13 protein-coding genes are annotated in these 14128 nt (G+C 63.5%); 8 read left to right on the forward strand and 5 right to left on the reverse strand.

The features are described from left to right. The first annotated feature begins 21 nt into the window (after positions 1 to 21). The 3 genes from I3253_RS00590 to I3253_RS00600 all read left to right on the forward strand — a co-directional run bounded on the left by I3253_RS00590 (position 22) and on the right by I3253_RS00600 (position 3320). On the forward strand, positions 22 to 1194 hold the full coding sequence (locus I3253_RS00590; protein WP_197915681.1) for a M20 aminoacylase family protein: 1173 nt from the start codon (positions 22 to 24) through the stop codon (positions 1192 to 1194). Positions 1195 to 1218: 24 nt separating this feature from the next. Further along, entirely contained in the window at positions 1219 to 2382 is a 1164-nt protein-coding gene (locus I3253_RS00595) for a M20 aminoacylase family protein (RefSeq protein ID WP_197915682.1), read from the forward strand. Positions 2383 to 2474: 92 nt separating this feature from the next. Further along, entirely contained in the window at positions 2475 to 3320 is an 846-nt protein-coding gene (locus I3253_RS00600) for an FkbM family methyltransferase (protein WP_197915683.1), read from the forward strand. 109 nt (positions 3321 to 3429) lie between these two features. Here I3253_RS00600 and moaA read toward each other — a convergent pair whose 3' ends face one another. Further along, positions 3430 to 4437 carry a GTP 3',8-cyclase MoaA gene (gene moaA, locus I3253_RS00605; protein WP_197915684.1) on the reverse strand — a complete coding sequence of 336 codons (1008 nt, stop codon included), beginning with the start codon at positions 4435 to 4437 and terminating at the stop codon, positions 3430 to 3432. Between the two features lie 84 nt (positions 4438 to 4521). Between moaA and I3253_RS00610 the strand changes: the two genes are divergently transcribed. Beyond that, positions 4522 to 4953 carry a hypothetical protein gene (locus I3253_RS00610; RefSeq protein ID WP_197915685.1) on the forward strand — a complete coding sequence of 144 codons (432 nt, stop codon included), beginning with the start codon at positions 4522 to 4524 and terminating at the stop codon, positions 4951 to 4953. 13 nt (positions 4954 to 4966) lie between these two features. Here the strand turns inward: I3253_RS00610 and I3253_RS00615 are convergent, their stop codons facing one another. From I3253_RS00615 to glmU, 3 genes are read right to left on the reverse strand one after another with little or no spacing between them, the layout of a single operon-like run. After that, positions 4967 to 5632 carry a DNA alkylation repair protein gene (locus I3253_RS00615; RefSeq protein ID WP_197916148.1) on the reverse strand — a complete coding sequence of 222 codons (666 nt, stop codon included), beginning with the start codon at positions 5630 to 5632 and terminating at the stop codon, positions 4967 to 4969. A 27-nt stretch (positions 5633 to 5659) separates the two neighbouring features. After that, the gene (gene glmS, locus I3253_RS00620) at positions 5660 to 7483 is read right to left on the reverse strand and encodes a glutamine--fructose-6-phosphate transaminase (isomerizing) (RefSeq protein ID WP_197915686.1); all 1824 of its coding nucleotides are present in this window, start codon (positions 7481 to 7483) and stop codon (positions 5660 to 5662) included. Between the two features lies 1 nt (position 7484). Further along, positions 7485 to 8837 carry a bifunctional UDP-N-acetylglucosamine diphosphorylase/glucosamine-1-phosphate N-acetyltransferase GlmU gene (gene glmU, locus I3253_RS00625; RefSeq protein WP_197915687.1) on the reverse strand — a complete coding sequence of 451 codons (1353 nt, stop codon included), beginning with the start codon at positions 8835 to 8837 and terminating at the stop codon, positions 7485 to 7487. Positions 8838 to 8975: 138 nt separating this feature from the next. Here glmU and I3253_RS00630 point away from each other — a divergent pair, with 138 nt between their 5' ends. Continuing rightward, positions 8976 to 9647 (forward strand): HAD-IA family hydrolase, encoded by a 672-nt coding sequence (locus I3253_RS00630; protein ID WP_197915688.1) that lies wholly within the window; start codon positions 8976 to 8978, stop codon positions 9645 to 9647. Here the strand turns inward: I3253_RS00630 and I3253_RS00635 are convergent. Further along, on the reverse strand, positions 9620 to 10927 hold the full coding sequence (locus I3253_RS00635; protein ID WP_197915689.1) for an MmgE/PrpD family protein: 1308 nt from the start codon (positions 10925 to 10927) through the stop codon (positions 9620 to 9622). The two genes, I3253_RS00630 and I3253_RS00635, sit on opposite strands and share 28 nt — an antisense overlap. Positions 10928 to 11108: 181 nt before the next feature. Between I3253_RS00635 and I3253_RS00640 the strand changes: the two genes are divergently transcribed. From I3253_RS00640 to I3253_RS00650, 3 genes are all read left to right on the forward strand, one after another. After that, on the forward strand, positions 11109 to 12305 hold the full coding sequence (locus I3253_RS00640; RefSeq protein WP_197915690.1) for a DegT/DnrJ/EryC1/StrS family aminotransferase: 1197 nt from the start codon (positions 11109 to 11111) through the stop codon (positions 12303 to 12305). Between the two features lie 156 nt (positions 12306 to 12461). Next, entirely contained in the window at positions 12462 to 13625 is a 1164-nt protein-coding gene (locus I3253_RS00645; protein ID WP_197915691.1) for an isovaleryl-CoA dehydrogenase, read from the forward strand. Continuing rightward, positions 13622 to 14119 (forward strand): lysozyme inhibitor LprI family protein, encoded by a 498-nt coding sequence (locus I3253_RS00650; protein ID WP_332255659.1) that lies wholly within the window; start codon positions 13622 to 13624, stop codon positions 14117 to 14119. The genes I3253_RS00645 and I3253_RS00650 overlap by 4 nt, the downstream gene beginning before the upstream one ends. Positions 14120 to 14128 lie beyond the last annotated feature (9 nt).

The raw sequence follows: 14128 nt of genomic DNA on the forward strand, positions 1-14128 counted from the left end.
GCGAATGAACAGGGGGGTGACATGCCCGTAAAGAACAGTTTTTCCGAGATACATCAGGAGATTACCGGGTGGCGGCGGCATCTGCACGAAATTCCCGAGCTGATGTATGACCTGCCGGAGACAACCGCCTTTGTGCAGGAGCGGCTGCGTGCGATCGGTGTGGACGAGATCACGCCGGGCATCGGGCGATCGGGCATTGTGGCGGTGATCAAGGGTCGGCAGGACACGCAGGGGCGGGTGATCGGGCTGCGCGCGGATATGGACGCGCTGCCGATCCACGAGGCGACGGGGCTGGACTATGCCAGCCGCACCGACGGCAAGATGCATGCCTGCGGCCATGACGGGCATACGGCGATCCTGCTTGGGGCGGCGCAATACCTGACCGAGACCCGCAACTTTGATGGTACGGCGGTGCTGATCTTTCAACCCGCCGAAGAGGGCGGCGCCGGTGGCAAGGCGATGTGTGACGATGGGCTGATGGATCGCTGGGGGATTCAGGAGGTTTACGGGTTGCACAACACGCCCGGTCTGCCGGTGGGGCAGTTCGCCATTCGCCCGGGGCCGTTGCTGGCGTCGGCGGATGAGTTCGAGATCACGGTGACGGGCAAGGGCGGCCATGCGGCGGCGCCGCATGAGGCGGTGGATACGACATTGGTGGCGGCGCAGATTGTTGTTTCCTTGCAGTCGGTTGTGGCGCGCTCGGTGGATCCGATCCATCGCGTTGTGGTGACGGTGGGGACGTTTGAAACCGACAGTGTGGCCTCAAACGTGATTGCCCATCAGGTGCGGATGAAGGGCACTGTGCGCACCTTGGACGGGCAAAACCGGGCGCTGGCCCGGCGCCGCATTCGCGAGGTGGCCGAGGGCACGGCGGCGGCTTTTGGCGCGCGCGCCGAAATGACGTGGGAGGACGGTTATCCGCCGACCGTCAACCACGAGACCCAGACCGGATATGCCCTGGACGCGGCGCGGGCCGTGGCGGGGGCGGCCAATGTGATTGACGATGTCGATCCGATCATGCCGGCCGAGGATTTTTCGTTTATGCTTGAAGAGCGCCCCGGCGCCTATATCTTTCTGGGCAATGGCGACACGATGATGTGCCACCATCCACAATACCAATTTGACGACGACGCGATTCCGGCCGGGTGTAGCTGGTTCGCGGAACTGGTCGAGCGGCGGATGCCGTTGGGCTGACATACCACCAAGGAGCGAACAGACATGCCCGTAAAGAACCGATTTGCCGAATTGCAGGCCGAGATTACCGAATGGCGCCGGGATATCCATGAACATCCCGAGATCCTGTTCGAAACCCATCGCACCAGCGCGCTGGTGGCCGAAAAGCTGAAGGAATTTGGCTGTGACGAGGTTGTCACGGGGATTGGCCGCACCGGGGTTGTTGGCGTGATCAGGGGCAAGGAAAGCGGATCGGGCAAGGTGATCGGGCTGCGCGCCGACATGGATGCGCTGCCGATTCATGAGGCAACGGGGCTGGGCTATGCGTCCAAGACGCCGGGCGCGATGCATGCCTGCGGCCATGACGGACATACGGCGATGTTGCTTGGCGCGGCCAGGTACCTGTCGGAGACCCGCAATTTTGACGGCACGGTCGTGGTGATCTTTCAGCCCGCCGAAGAAGGCGGCGGCGGCGGCAAGGAGATGTGCGACGACGGCATGATGGACCGCTGGGGCATTCAGGAGGTCTATGGGATGCATAACTGGCCGGGCAAGCCAACGGGCAGTTTCGCCATTCGTCCGGGCGCGTTTTTTGCGGCCACCGATCAGTTCGACATCGTGTTCGAGGGCAAGGGCGGCCACGCCGCCAAGCCGCATGAGACCGTGGATACCACGGTGATGGCCGCCCAGGCGGTGATGGCCTTGCAAACGATCACCAGCCGCAACGCCGACCCGGTGGACCAGATCGTGGTGTCGGTGACGTCGTTCGAAACCTCGTCCAACGCGTTCAACGTGATCCCGCAGACCGTGCATCTGAAAGGCACCGTGCGCACCATGTCCAACACGATGCGCGATCTGGCCGAAAAGCGGATCAAGGAGATCTGCACCGGGGTCGGCGCCACCTTTGGCGGCACGGCGGATATCAAGTATCACCGTGGCTATCCGGTGATGGTGAACAGCGAGGAGCAGACGCAGTTCGCCGCCGAGGTGGCCCGCTCGGTCAGCGGGCAATGCGATGACGCGCCGCTGGTGATGGGGGGCGAGGATTTTGCCTTTATGCTGGAGGAACGCCCCGGCGCCTATATCCTTGTCGGCAATGGCGACACGGCGATGGTGCATCACCCGGAATACAATTTCAACGACGATGCCATTCCGGCCGGGTGCAGCTGGTGGGCCGAGATCGTGGAAAGACGGATGCCCGCGGCCTGATCCCCTGTGGCAATGCGCAAGACCCGGACCTATTGACCGGTCCGGGCCGAACAGCTAGGCCCATTTCAAGGGAACACGTGAGGTAAGTGCCGATGCCGTCGGACGGAATTGTTGAAAGACTGACGGTGTGGAACAACCGCCGTATTGAAAAACGGCGCCTGCGGGCGCCGTTTCGCAAAACCAGCCATGGCTTTGAGTATCGTGGCATATCGGTGCAGTACACCGACGATTGGGAGCGCCACGAAAGGGCGCTGATCGAAACCTTGCTGGGCCGTGTCGACCGGTTTGTGAATGTGGGCGCACATTACGGGTTCTATGCCTGCCTGGCGCGCAGCCGCGGTGTGCCGGTGATCGCGCTGGAGCCTGTGGACGCCAATTTTCGCATGTTGATGGACAATCTTCAGCACAACGGGTTTGAAGATGACGCGATCCTGATCCATTCCGCCGCCGGGCCGGCCCCTGGCATTGCCGAGATCACCGGCGTGTTTTCCGGCGGCACGTTGACCGCAAACAGCAAGAAGCCGGCCTCGTTGAGCCAGAAAACCCCGGTTGTGCCGCTGGATGCGGTGGTGCCTGTAAGTGACGGGCAGACATTGGTGGTGATGGATGTGGAAGGGTTCGAATACGAGGCGCTAAGCGGCGCGACGGCGCTGTTGGCCGCGCCCGGGCGGGTGAGTTGGCTGATCGAAATCGTACCAAGCACGACGAATCGGGATGGTGTGCTGGTGGAAAACGCGAATTATCGCGCCACGTTCGGGATGATGTTCGATGCCGGATATCAGGCCTGGCTGATCGAAGAGACATCGCGTCGGCTGGGACCGGAAGAGATTGAGGCGGCAATGGCGCGCAATCCTGCCGATCGGCCGATCGGCAACGTGCTGTTCATGGCGGCAGGGGCCGACATCAGCGAAGTGATCCGGGACCGGGCCGGAGCCTGAAGCGTCCCGCCTTGCACCTGAGGACGGGACAAGGTGGGCCGCCGCGCAGGATGTCAGCCTGTCGCGCGCGCCGCCAAGATCCAGTGATTCAGGTTTCTGGCGGAACGCTTTAACCGCCGGTATGGCTCATGTGGCGCGACATTTGCCCATCCACGGCCTGGCGGGAATAATCAAAGTCATGGCCCTTGGGCTTGAGCCGGATGGCGGCGCGGATCGCCTCTTCCAGCGCGCCTTCGCCTTCGGGGCTGGCACGCAGGGGCGCGCGCAGGTCGGCCATGTCTTCCTGTCCCAGGCACATGAAAAGCTGGCCTGTGCAGGTCAGGCGCACGCGGTTGCAACTTTCGCAGAAATTGTGGGTCAGGGGCGTGATGAAGCCGATCTTCTGGCCGGTTTCCTCGATCCGCACATAGCGCGCGGGGCCGCCGGTGCGTTCGGCGAGATCGGTCAGCGTATAGCGTTCGGCAAGGCGTGCACGCAGGTCGTTGAGCGACCAGTATTGATCAAGCCGGTCTTCATTGCCCAGATCGCCCATCGGCATGACTTCGATCCAGGTCATGTCCATGTCGCGGCTGGCGCACCAATCCGCCAGGGTGAACAATTCATCCTCGTTAAAGCCCTTGAGAGCGACGGCGTTGATCTTGATCCGCAGACCGGCCTGTTGCGCGGCGTCGATGCCGCGCATGACCTGGGGCAGCCGGCCCCAGCGGGTGATCTCGGCAAACTTGGTTTCGTCAATCGTGTCGAGCGAGATATTCACGCGCCGCACGCCGCAATCGTAAAGCTCTGTGGCGAAGCGTTCGAGCTGCGAGCCGTTGGTGGTGAGCGTCAGTTCCCGGAGTTCGCCGCTGTCCAGATGGCGCTTCATGGCCCGGAAAAAGGTCATGATGTCGCGCCGCACCAGTGGTTCGCCCCCGGTGATACGCAGTTTCCGCACACCCAGCCGGATGAAAGTGGAACACATGCGATCCAGCTCTTCGAGTGTCAGAAGCTCTTTCTTTGGCAGAAAGGTCATGTTTTCGGCCATGCAATAGACACAGCGGAAATCGCAGCGGTCAGTCACCGATACCCGAAGGTAATTCACGGCGCGCTGAAAAGGATCGATCAAAGGTGTTGTCATACCCAACTTGGTAGAGGCGATTGGCCGCCGGGGCAAGTGCGGCGAAGGTTGTAGAGGCTCACAATCGGGTGCAGTATCGGTGTCATGAAACAGGTGGTTGTGCTGGCCTTGTGTGCCGGGTTGACAGGATGTGGTGCGGTGGACCTCAAGATGCCGCGTTGGGGCAAGGCGGATGCCGGTGCCGCGCGCGTGCCGGATGGTGAGCTGCGCCCCGTGCCGCGCCCCGATCCCCCGGAGGACGTGACCAGGGGCGACCGGTCGGGCGCGCCCGCCGGGCCGCTGGGCATGACGGTGGTGTCATTGGGAAGCGCGTCCGAGCCGGGGATGTGGCTGAAAACGCCGCTTGTGGCGGGCTCGCGTCAGGGCGACGTGATCTGGCAGGGCAGGCGCGCAGAGGTGACATTGATCCCGATCGATGGGGAAAACAGCGCGGGAAGCCGCATGTCATTGCAGGCGATGCAGGCGCTGGGGCTACCGCTGACAGAGCTTGCCGAGGTGCAGGTGATCGCAAGGTAACGCCAGATGCGTTTCAGTTCAGGTATTTGGCGGCCTCTTTTCGCGCGAAAGTCTTCATGCGGGTGCCATGCGCGTCCAGAAAGGCGCGGGTGCGGGCGGGATCGTGCTTGGACAGGTCGCGCAGCCACCATGCCACGGCCTTCTGAATGAACCAGTCCGGCTCGTTTACATACGCGGCGGCCCATCCCAGCACCTGATCGCGAACCGCAAGTTCGTGCGGTTTCGGGAAATTCTGTTTGGCAAAGGGCAGGGTGATCACCAGCGCGGCCCGGCGTGTCCACATATGGGTGGACGTGGCCCACGGCGCGATATCGGCGATGCGGGCCGGATCGGCAGAGAGCCGTTTTTGCCCGGCCATACAGGCGTGATCGGCGATGGCCCAGCTGTCAAAATCGGGCACCCAGCTTTGGATCAGAGCCCAGGCGGGGCTGTCCGGGCGCAGCCGGGCCTGGGTCAGGAGCTTTGCGGCCGCGATGCGGGCCTCGAAAATATCGGTTTGCCAAAGCGCGCCGGCCAGCGCCACGCGCGCATCGACATCAAGCGTCTGACGCCAGGATTTGGTGAGATCGTTGATCGCGGTGTTTGGAATGCCGATCACCGGGCGGGATTGCTTGTGATAGGCGGACATCTGTTCGGCACGGCCCGGTTCGGCAAGCGCGCGCAACTGGTCGAGGGCCATTTCCGGGGTTTGGGGCGCGTCGCTCACCTATTCCACCGTGACCGATTTCGCCAGGTTGCGGGGCTGGTCCACATCCGTGCCCTTGGCGATGGCGGTGTGATAGGCCAGCAGTTGCGCGGGCAGCGCGTAGAGAATAGGGGTCAGGATCGGATCGGTTGCGGGCAGACGGATGATCTGCCAGGCGCCCTCACCGCCCTCTTTGGCGCCCGCCGCATCGGTGATCAGCAGCACCTTGCCATTGCGCGCCATGACCTCCTGCATATTGGACACCGACTTGTCGAACAGGGCGTCGCGCGGCGCCAGAACCACAATCGGCACGGACTTGTCAATCAGCGCAATCGGTCCGTGCTTGAGTTCGCCTGATGCATAAGCTTCGGCATGTATATAGCTGATTTCCTTTAATTTTAGAGCGCCTTCAAGCGCCAGAGGATACATCAGGCCACGCCCCAGGAAAAGAATGTCGCGGGCCTCGGCCAGCCTGGCGGCGACCTCTGCGATCTCGGTCTCGCGTTCCAGAGCGACGTTCAGAACGCCCGGCAAGGCGCGCAGGGCCGACAGGCGATCGGCCAGCGCGGCGTCTTCAAGCACACCCCGATCCGATGCCGCCTTGAGCGCCAGCATCAACAGCACGGTCAACTGGCAGGTGAACGCCTTGGTCGAGGCAACGCCAATCTCGGTTCCGGCAAGAATGGGCAGGGCCAGATCGCTTTCGCGGGCGATCGAGCTTTCGGGCACGTTGACGACCGACACGATCCCGGCGGCCTTGCCCTGGCAATACCGCAGGGCGGCAAGCGTGTCGGCGGTTTCGCCAGACTGGGACACAAAAAGCGCGGCGGTGCGCGCAGGGATCGGCGGTTCGCGGTAGCGGAATTCGCTGGCGATATCGACATCCACGGGAATGCCCGCCACCTGTTCGAACCAGTATTTGGCTGTGACACAGGCGTAATAGGCGGTGCCGCAGGCCACCATCGTCAGCCGGTCGATCTTTGCAAAATCCAGCCCCGGTTCGGGCAGCACGACGCGCGCGCCGTCCCTGGACAGATAGTGGTCGATCGCTTCGCCAATCACGGTGGGCTGTTCGGCGATTTCCTTGGCCATGAAATGCTTGTGCCCGCCCTTGTCGATACGGGCCTGATCCAGCTGAATCTGTTTCAGCGGCCGATTGGCCAGGTCCCCGTCCGCGTTGCGAATTTCCAGGCTGGTACGCGTCAGGACGGCGCTGTCGCCCTCGTCCAGATAGGTGATGCGATCAGTCAGCGGCGCGAGCGCGATGGCGTCGGAGCCGACGTACATCTCGCCGTCCCCGTGGCCGATTGCCAGGGGCGAACCCTTGCGGGCGGCAAAGATCAGATCGTCTTCTCCCTGAAACAGAAAGGCCAGCGCAAAGGCGCCTTCAAGACGGGACAGGGTCTTGCGGGCGGCCGCGACGGGCCCCAGCCCCGCCTCCATGTAAATCTGGGTCAGCAGCGCCACGGTTTCCGTATCGGTCTCGGTGACAAAGGACATGCCTGCCGCCGCCACCTCTTGGCGCAGATCGCGGAAATTCTCGATGATGCCATTGTGCACGACGGCCACCGGACCGGCCTGATGCGGGTGGGCGTTGACAACCGTCGGGGCACCGTGCGTGGCCCAGCGGGTATGACCGATGCCCGCCTTGCCGCGCAGCGAGTCATGCACGAGAAGGTCGGACAGGTTCACCAGTTTTCCCACAGCGCGGCGCCGGTCGAGAATGCCGTCATGAACGGTGGCGATTCCGGCGCTGTCATAACCGCGATATTCCAACCGCTTAAGCGCCTCGACAAGGATCGGCGCTGCCTCGTGGTCTCCAAGCACCCCAACAATTCCGCACATTTCAGCTCACCTCGCCGCGCTTTTTCTTTTTGATCTTTAACAATTCGAACAATTTAACCGCCAGGCCCGGTTTGTTCACCTGATCCGCCCGCGCCAGCGCCAGAGCGGCGTCAGGCACGTCTTTGGTGATGACGGACCCGGATCCCGTCATGGCATTGTCGCCCACCGAGACCGGGGCCACCAGCATGGTGTTGGAGCCGATGAAGGTGTTGTTGCCAATCACGGTGTGGTGTTTCATGACGCCGTCGTAATTGCAGGTGATGGTTCCGGCGCCGATATTGGAGGCCTCGCCCACGGTGGCATCGCCGACATAGGACAGGTGGTTGACCTTGCTGCCCTGACCAATTGTGGCGTTCTTGATCTCGACAAAGTTGCCGATACGGGTGTCTTCGGACAGTTCAGTGCCGGGGCGGAGCCGCGCGTAGGGGCCAACGATGCTGCCGCGCGCCACATGGCAGCCTTCGAGATGGGAAAAGGCGCGGATATGGGCGCCGCTTTCAACGGTGACGCCGGGGCCGAAATACACGTTCGGTTCGATAACGGTGTCGCGGCCGATCACGGTATCAAACGACAGCATGACGGTTTCGGGCTGTTGCAGCGTGACCCCGAGATCAAGCAGGTCGTCGCGGGCGCGGGCCTGGAAAACGGCCTCGGCCCGGGCAAGGTGAGCACGCGAATTGATGCCCAGCGTTTCCGTCTCGTCGCAGGATACGGCGGTGACGGAAAGGCCGCGTGCGCGGGCGATGCCAACGATATCCGTAAGGTAATACTCGGCCTGGGCGTTTTGCGGTTTCACCGCGTCGATCAAATCAAACAGCTGCGCGCTGCTTGCCAGCATAACACCGGAATTACAGAATGATACGGTGCGTTCCTCAGGTGTTGCATCGGCGTATTCGACGATCCGCTCAAGGCTGTCCCCCCGCATCAAAAGCCGTCCGTACCTGCCAGGATCGGCGGCCTGGAAACCCAGCACCACAACCGCGTTGCCCGCCCGCGCCGCGACCATCCTGTGCAGGGTTTCGGCACTGACGAAAGGGGTGTCGCCAAAGAGCACGATAACGTCCCCTTCAAAGCCGGCCAGGGCCGTGCGGGCGGCATTCACCGCGTGGGCGGTGCCGTTCTGTTCGGCCTGCAACACGACGGTGGCGGCGGGATCGTATTGTGCCACGGCATCGCGCACCGCGTCGAACCCGTGTCCGGCCACGACAACCGTGCGTTCGGGATCAAGCGCGGACCCGGCCTGCATGGCGTGCACCAGCATGGGCGCGTTGGCGATCTGGTGCAGAACCTTGGGCTGGTCGGAGTTCATCCTGGTCCCTTTGCCTGCGGCCAGGATGACAAGTGCGGTGCTCATGGGCGTTTTCTCTTTGTAATTTGTTGGCGCCCGTTTTATCCGGTTGCGGCAAGGGCGCAAGGCCGGGGGCAATCAAAACTGATTGCGCGCTGTAACAGCGAAGGCGAAAAGGCGCGCATATGGAGGCGGGGCCGGACCATGCGGACAGTGGTATTCGATCTTGACGGAACGCTGGCCGATACCAGCGGCGATCTGATCGCGGCGGCCAATCATTGCTTTCGTGACATGGGGTTTGGCGACATTCTTGATGTGTCGGGTGACGCGGGCGTGGCGTTGCGCGGCGGGCGCCGGATGCTGACAGAGGGGCTGACCCGGTTGGGGCGCATGGATCCGGGCATGGTGGATCGCTATTATCCGGTGCTGCTGGATGCCTATGGCGCGGCGATTTCGGAACACACGGTGTTTTATCCCGGGGCGCTGGACGCGATCCGGACGCTGGCGTCGCGGGGTTATGGTTTGGGGATATGCACCAACAAGCCCGAGGTGCTGGCGCAAAAGCTGTTGCGGGAGCTTGGCGCGCTTGACCTGTTTGGCGCGCTGGTCGGGGCGGATACCTTGCCGGTGCGCAAGCCGGACCCGGCGCCGCTGAGAGAAACCGTGCGGCGGCTGGGCGGCGATCCGGCGATGACTGTGTTGATCGGCGACAGCGACACCGACCGCAATACCGCGCGGGCGGCGGGCGTGCCTTCGGTTCTGGTCACGTTCGGGCCGGGTGGCGAGGACATGGCGGCGTTGGCGCCCGAGGCGTTGTTGGAGGATTTTGCCGACCTGCCGGACCTTGTTCAGGCCTTGATCGGGCGCAACAGCTGATCCGAGAGGTGGGACAGGGGCCTCTCATCAAGCCCTGACAGGCTTTCTTCGATGCGGCTGGCGTGATCGCGCCCCAGAACCGGATCGGCCAGGGCGTGATATTTCGCGCGCAGTTCGGATGGCGATGGCGGGGCGGTGTGGTCCCAGCGGGGTTCGTGCCAATCGCTTTCGAACCGCGCCCGGCCGGTGTGGATGATGACGCGGGCAAGGCGTTTCAGCGGAAACTGCCGGTTGGCGTGATCGTTTTCGACCATGGTGATTTTGCTGGCAAGGTTCAGGATGTCGGTGTCGTGCACCGCGTTGTCGCAGATGTCGTTGGGTGTGATCGCGCCACGGGCCAGAGCGATGGCGACGGGAAATGACGTGGAGTATTGCGCGGCTTCGGTGCTGTCGGGCGTGGGCATGGCGAGGCGCACGGATTCGTGGAACGTGTGAATTTCGATATGGGTGATCGCCTCGGCGGTCAGGTCGTGGGTGCGGCGCAGATGCAGGGCGGCTTCGATCGGGGCCTGTGCCCAGCGGCAGACCGGGTAGGGTTTGTAATATTGTTCGAGCATGTACCAGCGCGTGCCGAGATCGGCCCAGAACGCAGGTGCCTGTTCCACGGTGAGTGCGGGGGCGCCGGTGAAGCCGGCCAGGGCGAGGTTCACCGCCGAAACGCCGGTCATGGCGCCCCAGCCGGAGCCGTCCTTGACCATTGTCGGGGTGTCGATACAGCGCATCATCTGGCTGCGGGGGCCGTGATATTCGGCGATGCCGAGCGCGTGTCGGGTGGTTTCGGCGGGCAGGTTCCTCAGGCGTGCGCCGGCGGCGGCGGCGGTGACGGCGCCCCAGCTGCCCGATGTGTGATAGTCGGGCACGGTGGCGTGTTGCGCCATGGCGGCGCGCGCGCCAAATTCATAGCCCAGAACGATGGATGTGAGGAAATCGCGCCCGGATACGCCCGCTGCGTGGCCCAGCATCAGCGCGGCGGGGAAAAGCGGAGCGCCGATATGGCCCTTGGCCGGGTTGAAGCCGTCGTGACCGTCCAGCGCATCGATTGTCATGCCTGCCGCCAGGGCCGCGCCCGAGGCCGAAGCCGTACGCCCGTCAAACAGCATGGGCAGCGTGCCGCCGAATTCGGCATGGGCATGGCCGCGGATGATCCGGGACAGCCGTGTGCCCAGCCCGCCGGCGGCAACGCCGATCAGGTCGAGCAGGCTGAGTTCCGCCTGTGCGCGGACCGGGGCGGGGATGTCGGACCAGGACAGGCCGTGGATGAATGCAAGCGCCGGGGGCATGGGAAATTCCTTGTGGCAACGGGGCCAGCCTAGCAACCGGCGCGGCGCGAAATGGGCGGGGGGCGACGTTTTGATGTCGCATTTCCGATGATACGGGCCGATTGGCGCGCGGCGCGGCGATTGCGGCGGCGGGCGGGCTGGCGTAAGGCTGGAGCAGGACAACACAGGTGGCGAGGCGCGCATGAGAGAGGTGTTCACCGGCAATTTCACGCAGCAGGAACCGATTCCGCCAGAGGCGATAGATGCGGCTGTGGCCGTGATGCGGTCAGGGCGGTTGCATCGCTATAATGTTGGTCCCGGAGAAACCGGCGAGGCGGCGCTGCTGGAGCAGGAATTCGCCGCGATGACCGGGGCGAAGTATTGCCTGGCGGTGGCCTCGGGCGGGTATGCGATGGGCTGTGCGTTGCGCGCTGTCGGGGTCGCGCCGGGCGACAGGGTGCTGACCAATGCTTTCACGCTGGCCCCGGTGCCCGGCGCGATTGCCAGTGTCGGCGCGGTGCCGGTTTTTGTGGGCGTGACCGGGGGGCTGGTGATCGATCTGGACGATCTGGCCGCCAAGGCGGATCAGGCCGATGTGCTGATGCTGAGCCATATGCGCGGGCATATCGTGGATATGGACGCGCTGATGGCGCTGTGCGCGGCGCGTGGGCTGACAGTGATCGAGGATTGCGCGCACACGATGGGCGGCGCGTGGGCCGGCGTGCCGTCGGGGCGGCACGGGCGTGTGGCCTGTTATTCGACGCAAACCTACAAGCATGTGAATTCCGGCGAAGGCGGGTTTCTGATCACCGATGACGCCGAAGTGATGGCGCGGGCGGTGATCCTGTCGGGATCCTACATGCTTTTTGACAGGCATCTGGCGGCGCCGGGAGCGGAGGTGTTCGAGCGGGTAAAATACGACACGCCGAATGTCTCGGGGCGAATGGACAATCTGCGCGCCGCGATCCTGCGCCCGCAACTGCGCAATCTGTCCGATCAGGTGGCGGCGTGGAACGCGCGTTACCGGGTGGTGGAGGACGGGCTGCGCGGCACGCCCGGTCTGACGCTCATCGAGCGGCCCGAGGCAGAGGGTTTTGTCGGGTCGTCCATCCAGTTCCTGTTGTCGGGCTGGCGCGAGGCGCGGGTGGGCGAGGTCTTGCGGCGCTGCGCGGCGCGCGGGGTCGAGCTGAAGTGGTTCGGCGGCGCCGAGCCGGCCGGATTCACGTCGCGATACGACAGCTGGCGTTATGCGCCAAGCGCGCCCATGCCGGAGACAGATCGCATCCTGCGCGGGCTTGTGGACATGCGCCTGCCGCTGACCTTTGACCTGGAGGATTGCGCGCTGATCGCGCGGATCGTTTCCGGCGAAGTGTCGGTTGTGCATCAGTCTGCCGAATAACCGGTTTTGAATAGCCTTCGGGGTTTTGCGTGAACTTGCCGCCGTGCGGTGGGCGGGGCGGCCTTGCCATGCGCCGTTGCAAGGCAATTGACGGGAATCGATTCCGCTGATATCCGTTTTAATGAACGAGCGTTCAATAACGGGAGAGAGCGAGCGATGTTTCTGCATACGATGGAGTTTGATCTGGGCGAAGACGTCAATGCCATGCGCGATATGGTGCATCGCTTTGCGCAGGAGCGGATCAAGCCGATTGCCGCCGAGGTGGATCAGAAGAACGAGTTCCCCAGCCAGCTTTGGAAGGAATTCGGCGATCTGGGTCTGCTGGGCGTGACCGTCCCCGAGGAATATGGCGGGGCGGGGATGTCGTATCTGGCGCATGTGATCGCGGGCGAGGAGATTGCGCGGGCCAGCGCGAGCGTCGCTCTGAGCTATGGGGCGCATTCCAACCTGTGTGTGAACCAGATCAAGCTGAACGGCAATGAAGCGCAAAAGCAGAAATATCTGCCGCGCCTGATTTCGGGCGAGCATGTTGGCGCCTTGGCGATGTCGGAACCCAGCGCCGGGTCGGACGTTGTCAGCATGAAACTGCGCGCCGACAAGAAGAACGATCGCTATGTGCTGAATGGCAACAAATACTGGATCACCAACGGTCCGGATGCCGATACGCTGGTGGTTTATGCCAAGACCGACATGAACGCGGGCGCGCGCGGGATCACGGCCTTTCTGATCGAGAAAGAGATGAAGGGGTTTTCGACCAGCCCGCATTTCGACAAGCTGGGGATGCGCGGATCGAATACTGCCGAGCTGATCTTTGAGGATGTCGAGGTGCCGTTCGAAAACGTGCTGGGCGAGGAAGGCAAAGGCGTGGCCGTGCTGATGTCCGGGCTGGATTACGAACGCGTGGTGCTGTCGTCGATCGGCACCGGGCTGATGGCGGCCTGCCTGGACGAGGTGATGCCCTACATGGTGGAGCGCAAGCAGTTCGGACAGCCGATCGGGAATTTCCAGCTGATGCAGGGCAAGATTGCCGACATGTACACGGCGATGAACTCGGCGCGTGCCTATGTGTATGAATGTGCCAAGGCCTGTGATGCCGGCCGGATCACGCGGCAGGATGCGGCGGCCTGTTGTCTTTATGCGTCCGAAGCGGCGATGGCGCAGGCGCATCAGGCGGTGCAGGCCTTTGGCGGGGCGGGCTATCTGAGCGACAACCCGGTGGGGCGGATTTTCCGCGACGCCAAGCTGATGGAAATCGGCGCGGGCACCAGCGAAATCCGGCGGATGCTGATCGGGCGCGAATTGATGAGCGCGCAGTCGTGATCCGCGCGTTTTGCGTTCTGGCCCTGATGCCGGTGCCGTTGGCTGCTCAGGAGATGGTGTTTTCACCGGTGGCCACGGAGACCTGCCTGGCCAACATGGCCGAAGGGCAGGACCCGGATACATGCGTGGGTGAATCGGCCAATGCCTGCATGGAGGCGACGCCGGGTGGCTGGTCGACGATCGGCATGAGCCGTTGCTACGACCAAGAGCGCCTGTACTGGGATGCGCGTCTGAATGCGGCGTATCGGCTGGCGCGCGCAGAGGCGAAAAAGATAGATGCAGAGATGCGGGAGATCGGCTCGTCCGCGCCCTCGCAGGCGGATGCGCTGCGCGACATGCAGCGGGCCTGGATCGGCTTTCGCGATGCCAGCTGCGACTATGAACGCGCGCTGTGGGGCGGGGGCACCGGGGGCGGGCCGGCCAGTGTGGCGTGCCACATGTTCATGACCGCCGAGCAGGCCCGTTTTCTGGAAACCGCCGGGCTGGGCGATTGAGATTGGGAT

Origin of the sequence: Thiosulfatihalobacter marinus (genome assembly GCF_016019955.1) — a bacterium.
Classification (GTDB): domain Bacteria; phylum Pseudomonadota; class Alphaproteobacteria; order Rhodobacterales; family Rhodobacteraceae; genus Shimia; species Shimia marinus_A.

Coding starts and splice junctions, on each gene's coding strand:
- glmU (WP_197915687.1), bottom strand. CDS start 8,837: ATGAGCACCGCACTTGTCATCCTGGCCGCAGGCAAAGGGACCAGGATG.
- moaA (WP_197915684.1), bottom strand. CDS start 4,437: ATGACAACACCTTTGATCGATCCTTTTCAGCGCGCCGTGAATTACCTT.
- I3253_RS00640 (WP_197915690.1), top strand. CDS start 11,109: ATGAGAGAGGTGTTCACCGGCAATTTCACGCAGCAGGAACCGATTCCG.
- I3253_RS00595 (WP_197915682.1), top strand. CDS start 1,219: ATGCCCGTAAAGAACCGATTTGCCGAATTGCAGGCCGAGATTACCGAA.
- I3253_RS00590 (WP_197915681.1), top strand. CDS start 22: ATGCCCGTAAAGAACAGTTTTTCCGAGATACATCAGGAGATTACCGGG.
- I3253_RS00635 (WP_197915689.1), bottom strand. CDS start 10,927: ATGCCCCCGGCGCTTGCATTCATCCACGGCCTGTCCTGGTCCGACATC.
- I3253_RS00645 (WP_197915691.1), top strand. CDS start 12,462: ATGTTTCTGCATACGATGGAGTTTGATCTGGGCGAAGACGTCAATGCC.
- glmS (WP_197915686.1), bottom strand. CDS start 7,483: ATGTGCGGAATTGTTGGGGTGCTTGGAGACCACGAGGCAGCGCCGATC.
- I3253_RS00610 (WP_197915685.1), top strand. CDS start 4,522: ATGAAACAGGTGGTTGTGCTGGCCTTGTGTGCCGGGTTGACAGGATGT.
- I3253_RS00630 (WP_197915688.1), top strand. CDS start 8,976: ATGCGGACAGTGGTATTCGATCTTGACGGAACGCTGGCCGATACCAGC.
- I3253_RS00615 (WP_197916148.1), bottom strand. CDS start 5,632: ATGGCCCTCGACCAGTTGCGCGCGCTTGCCGAACCGGGCCGTGCCGAA.
- I3253_RS00600 (WP_197915683.1), top strand. CDS start 2,475: ATGCCGTCGGACGGAATTGTTGAAAGACTGACGGTGTGGAACAACCGC.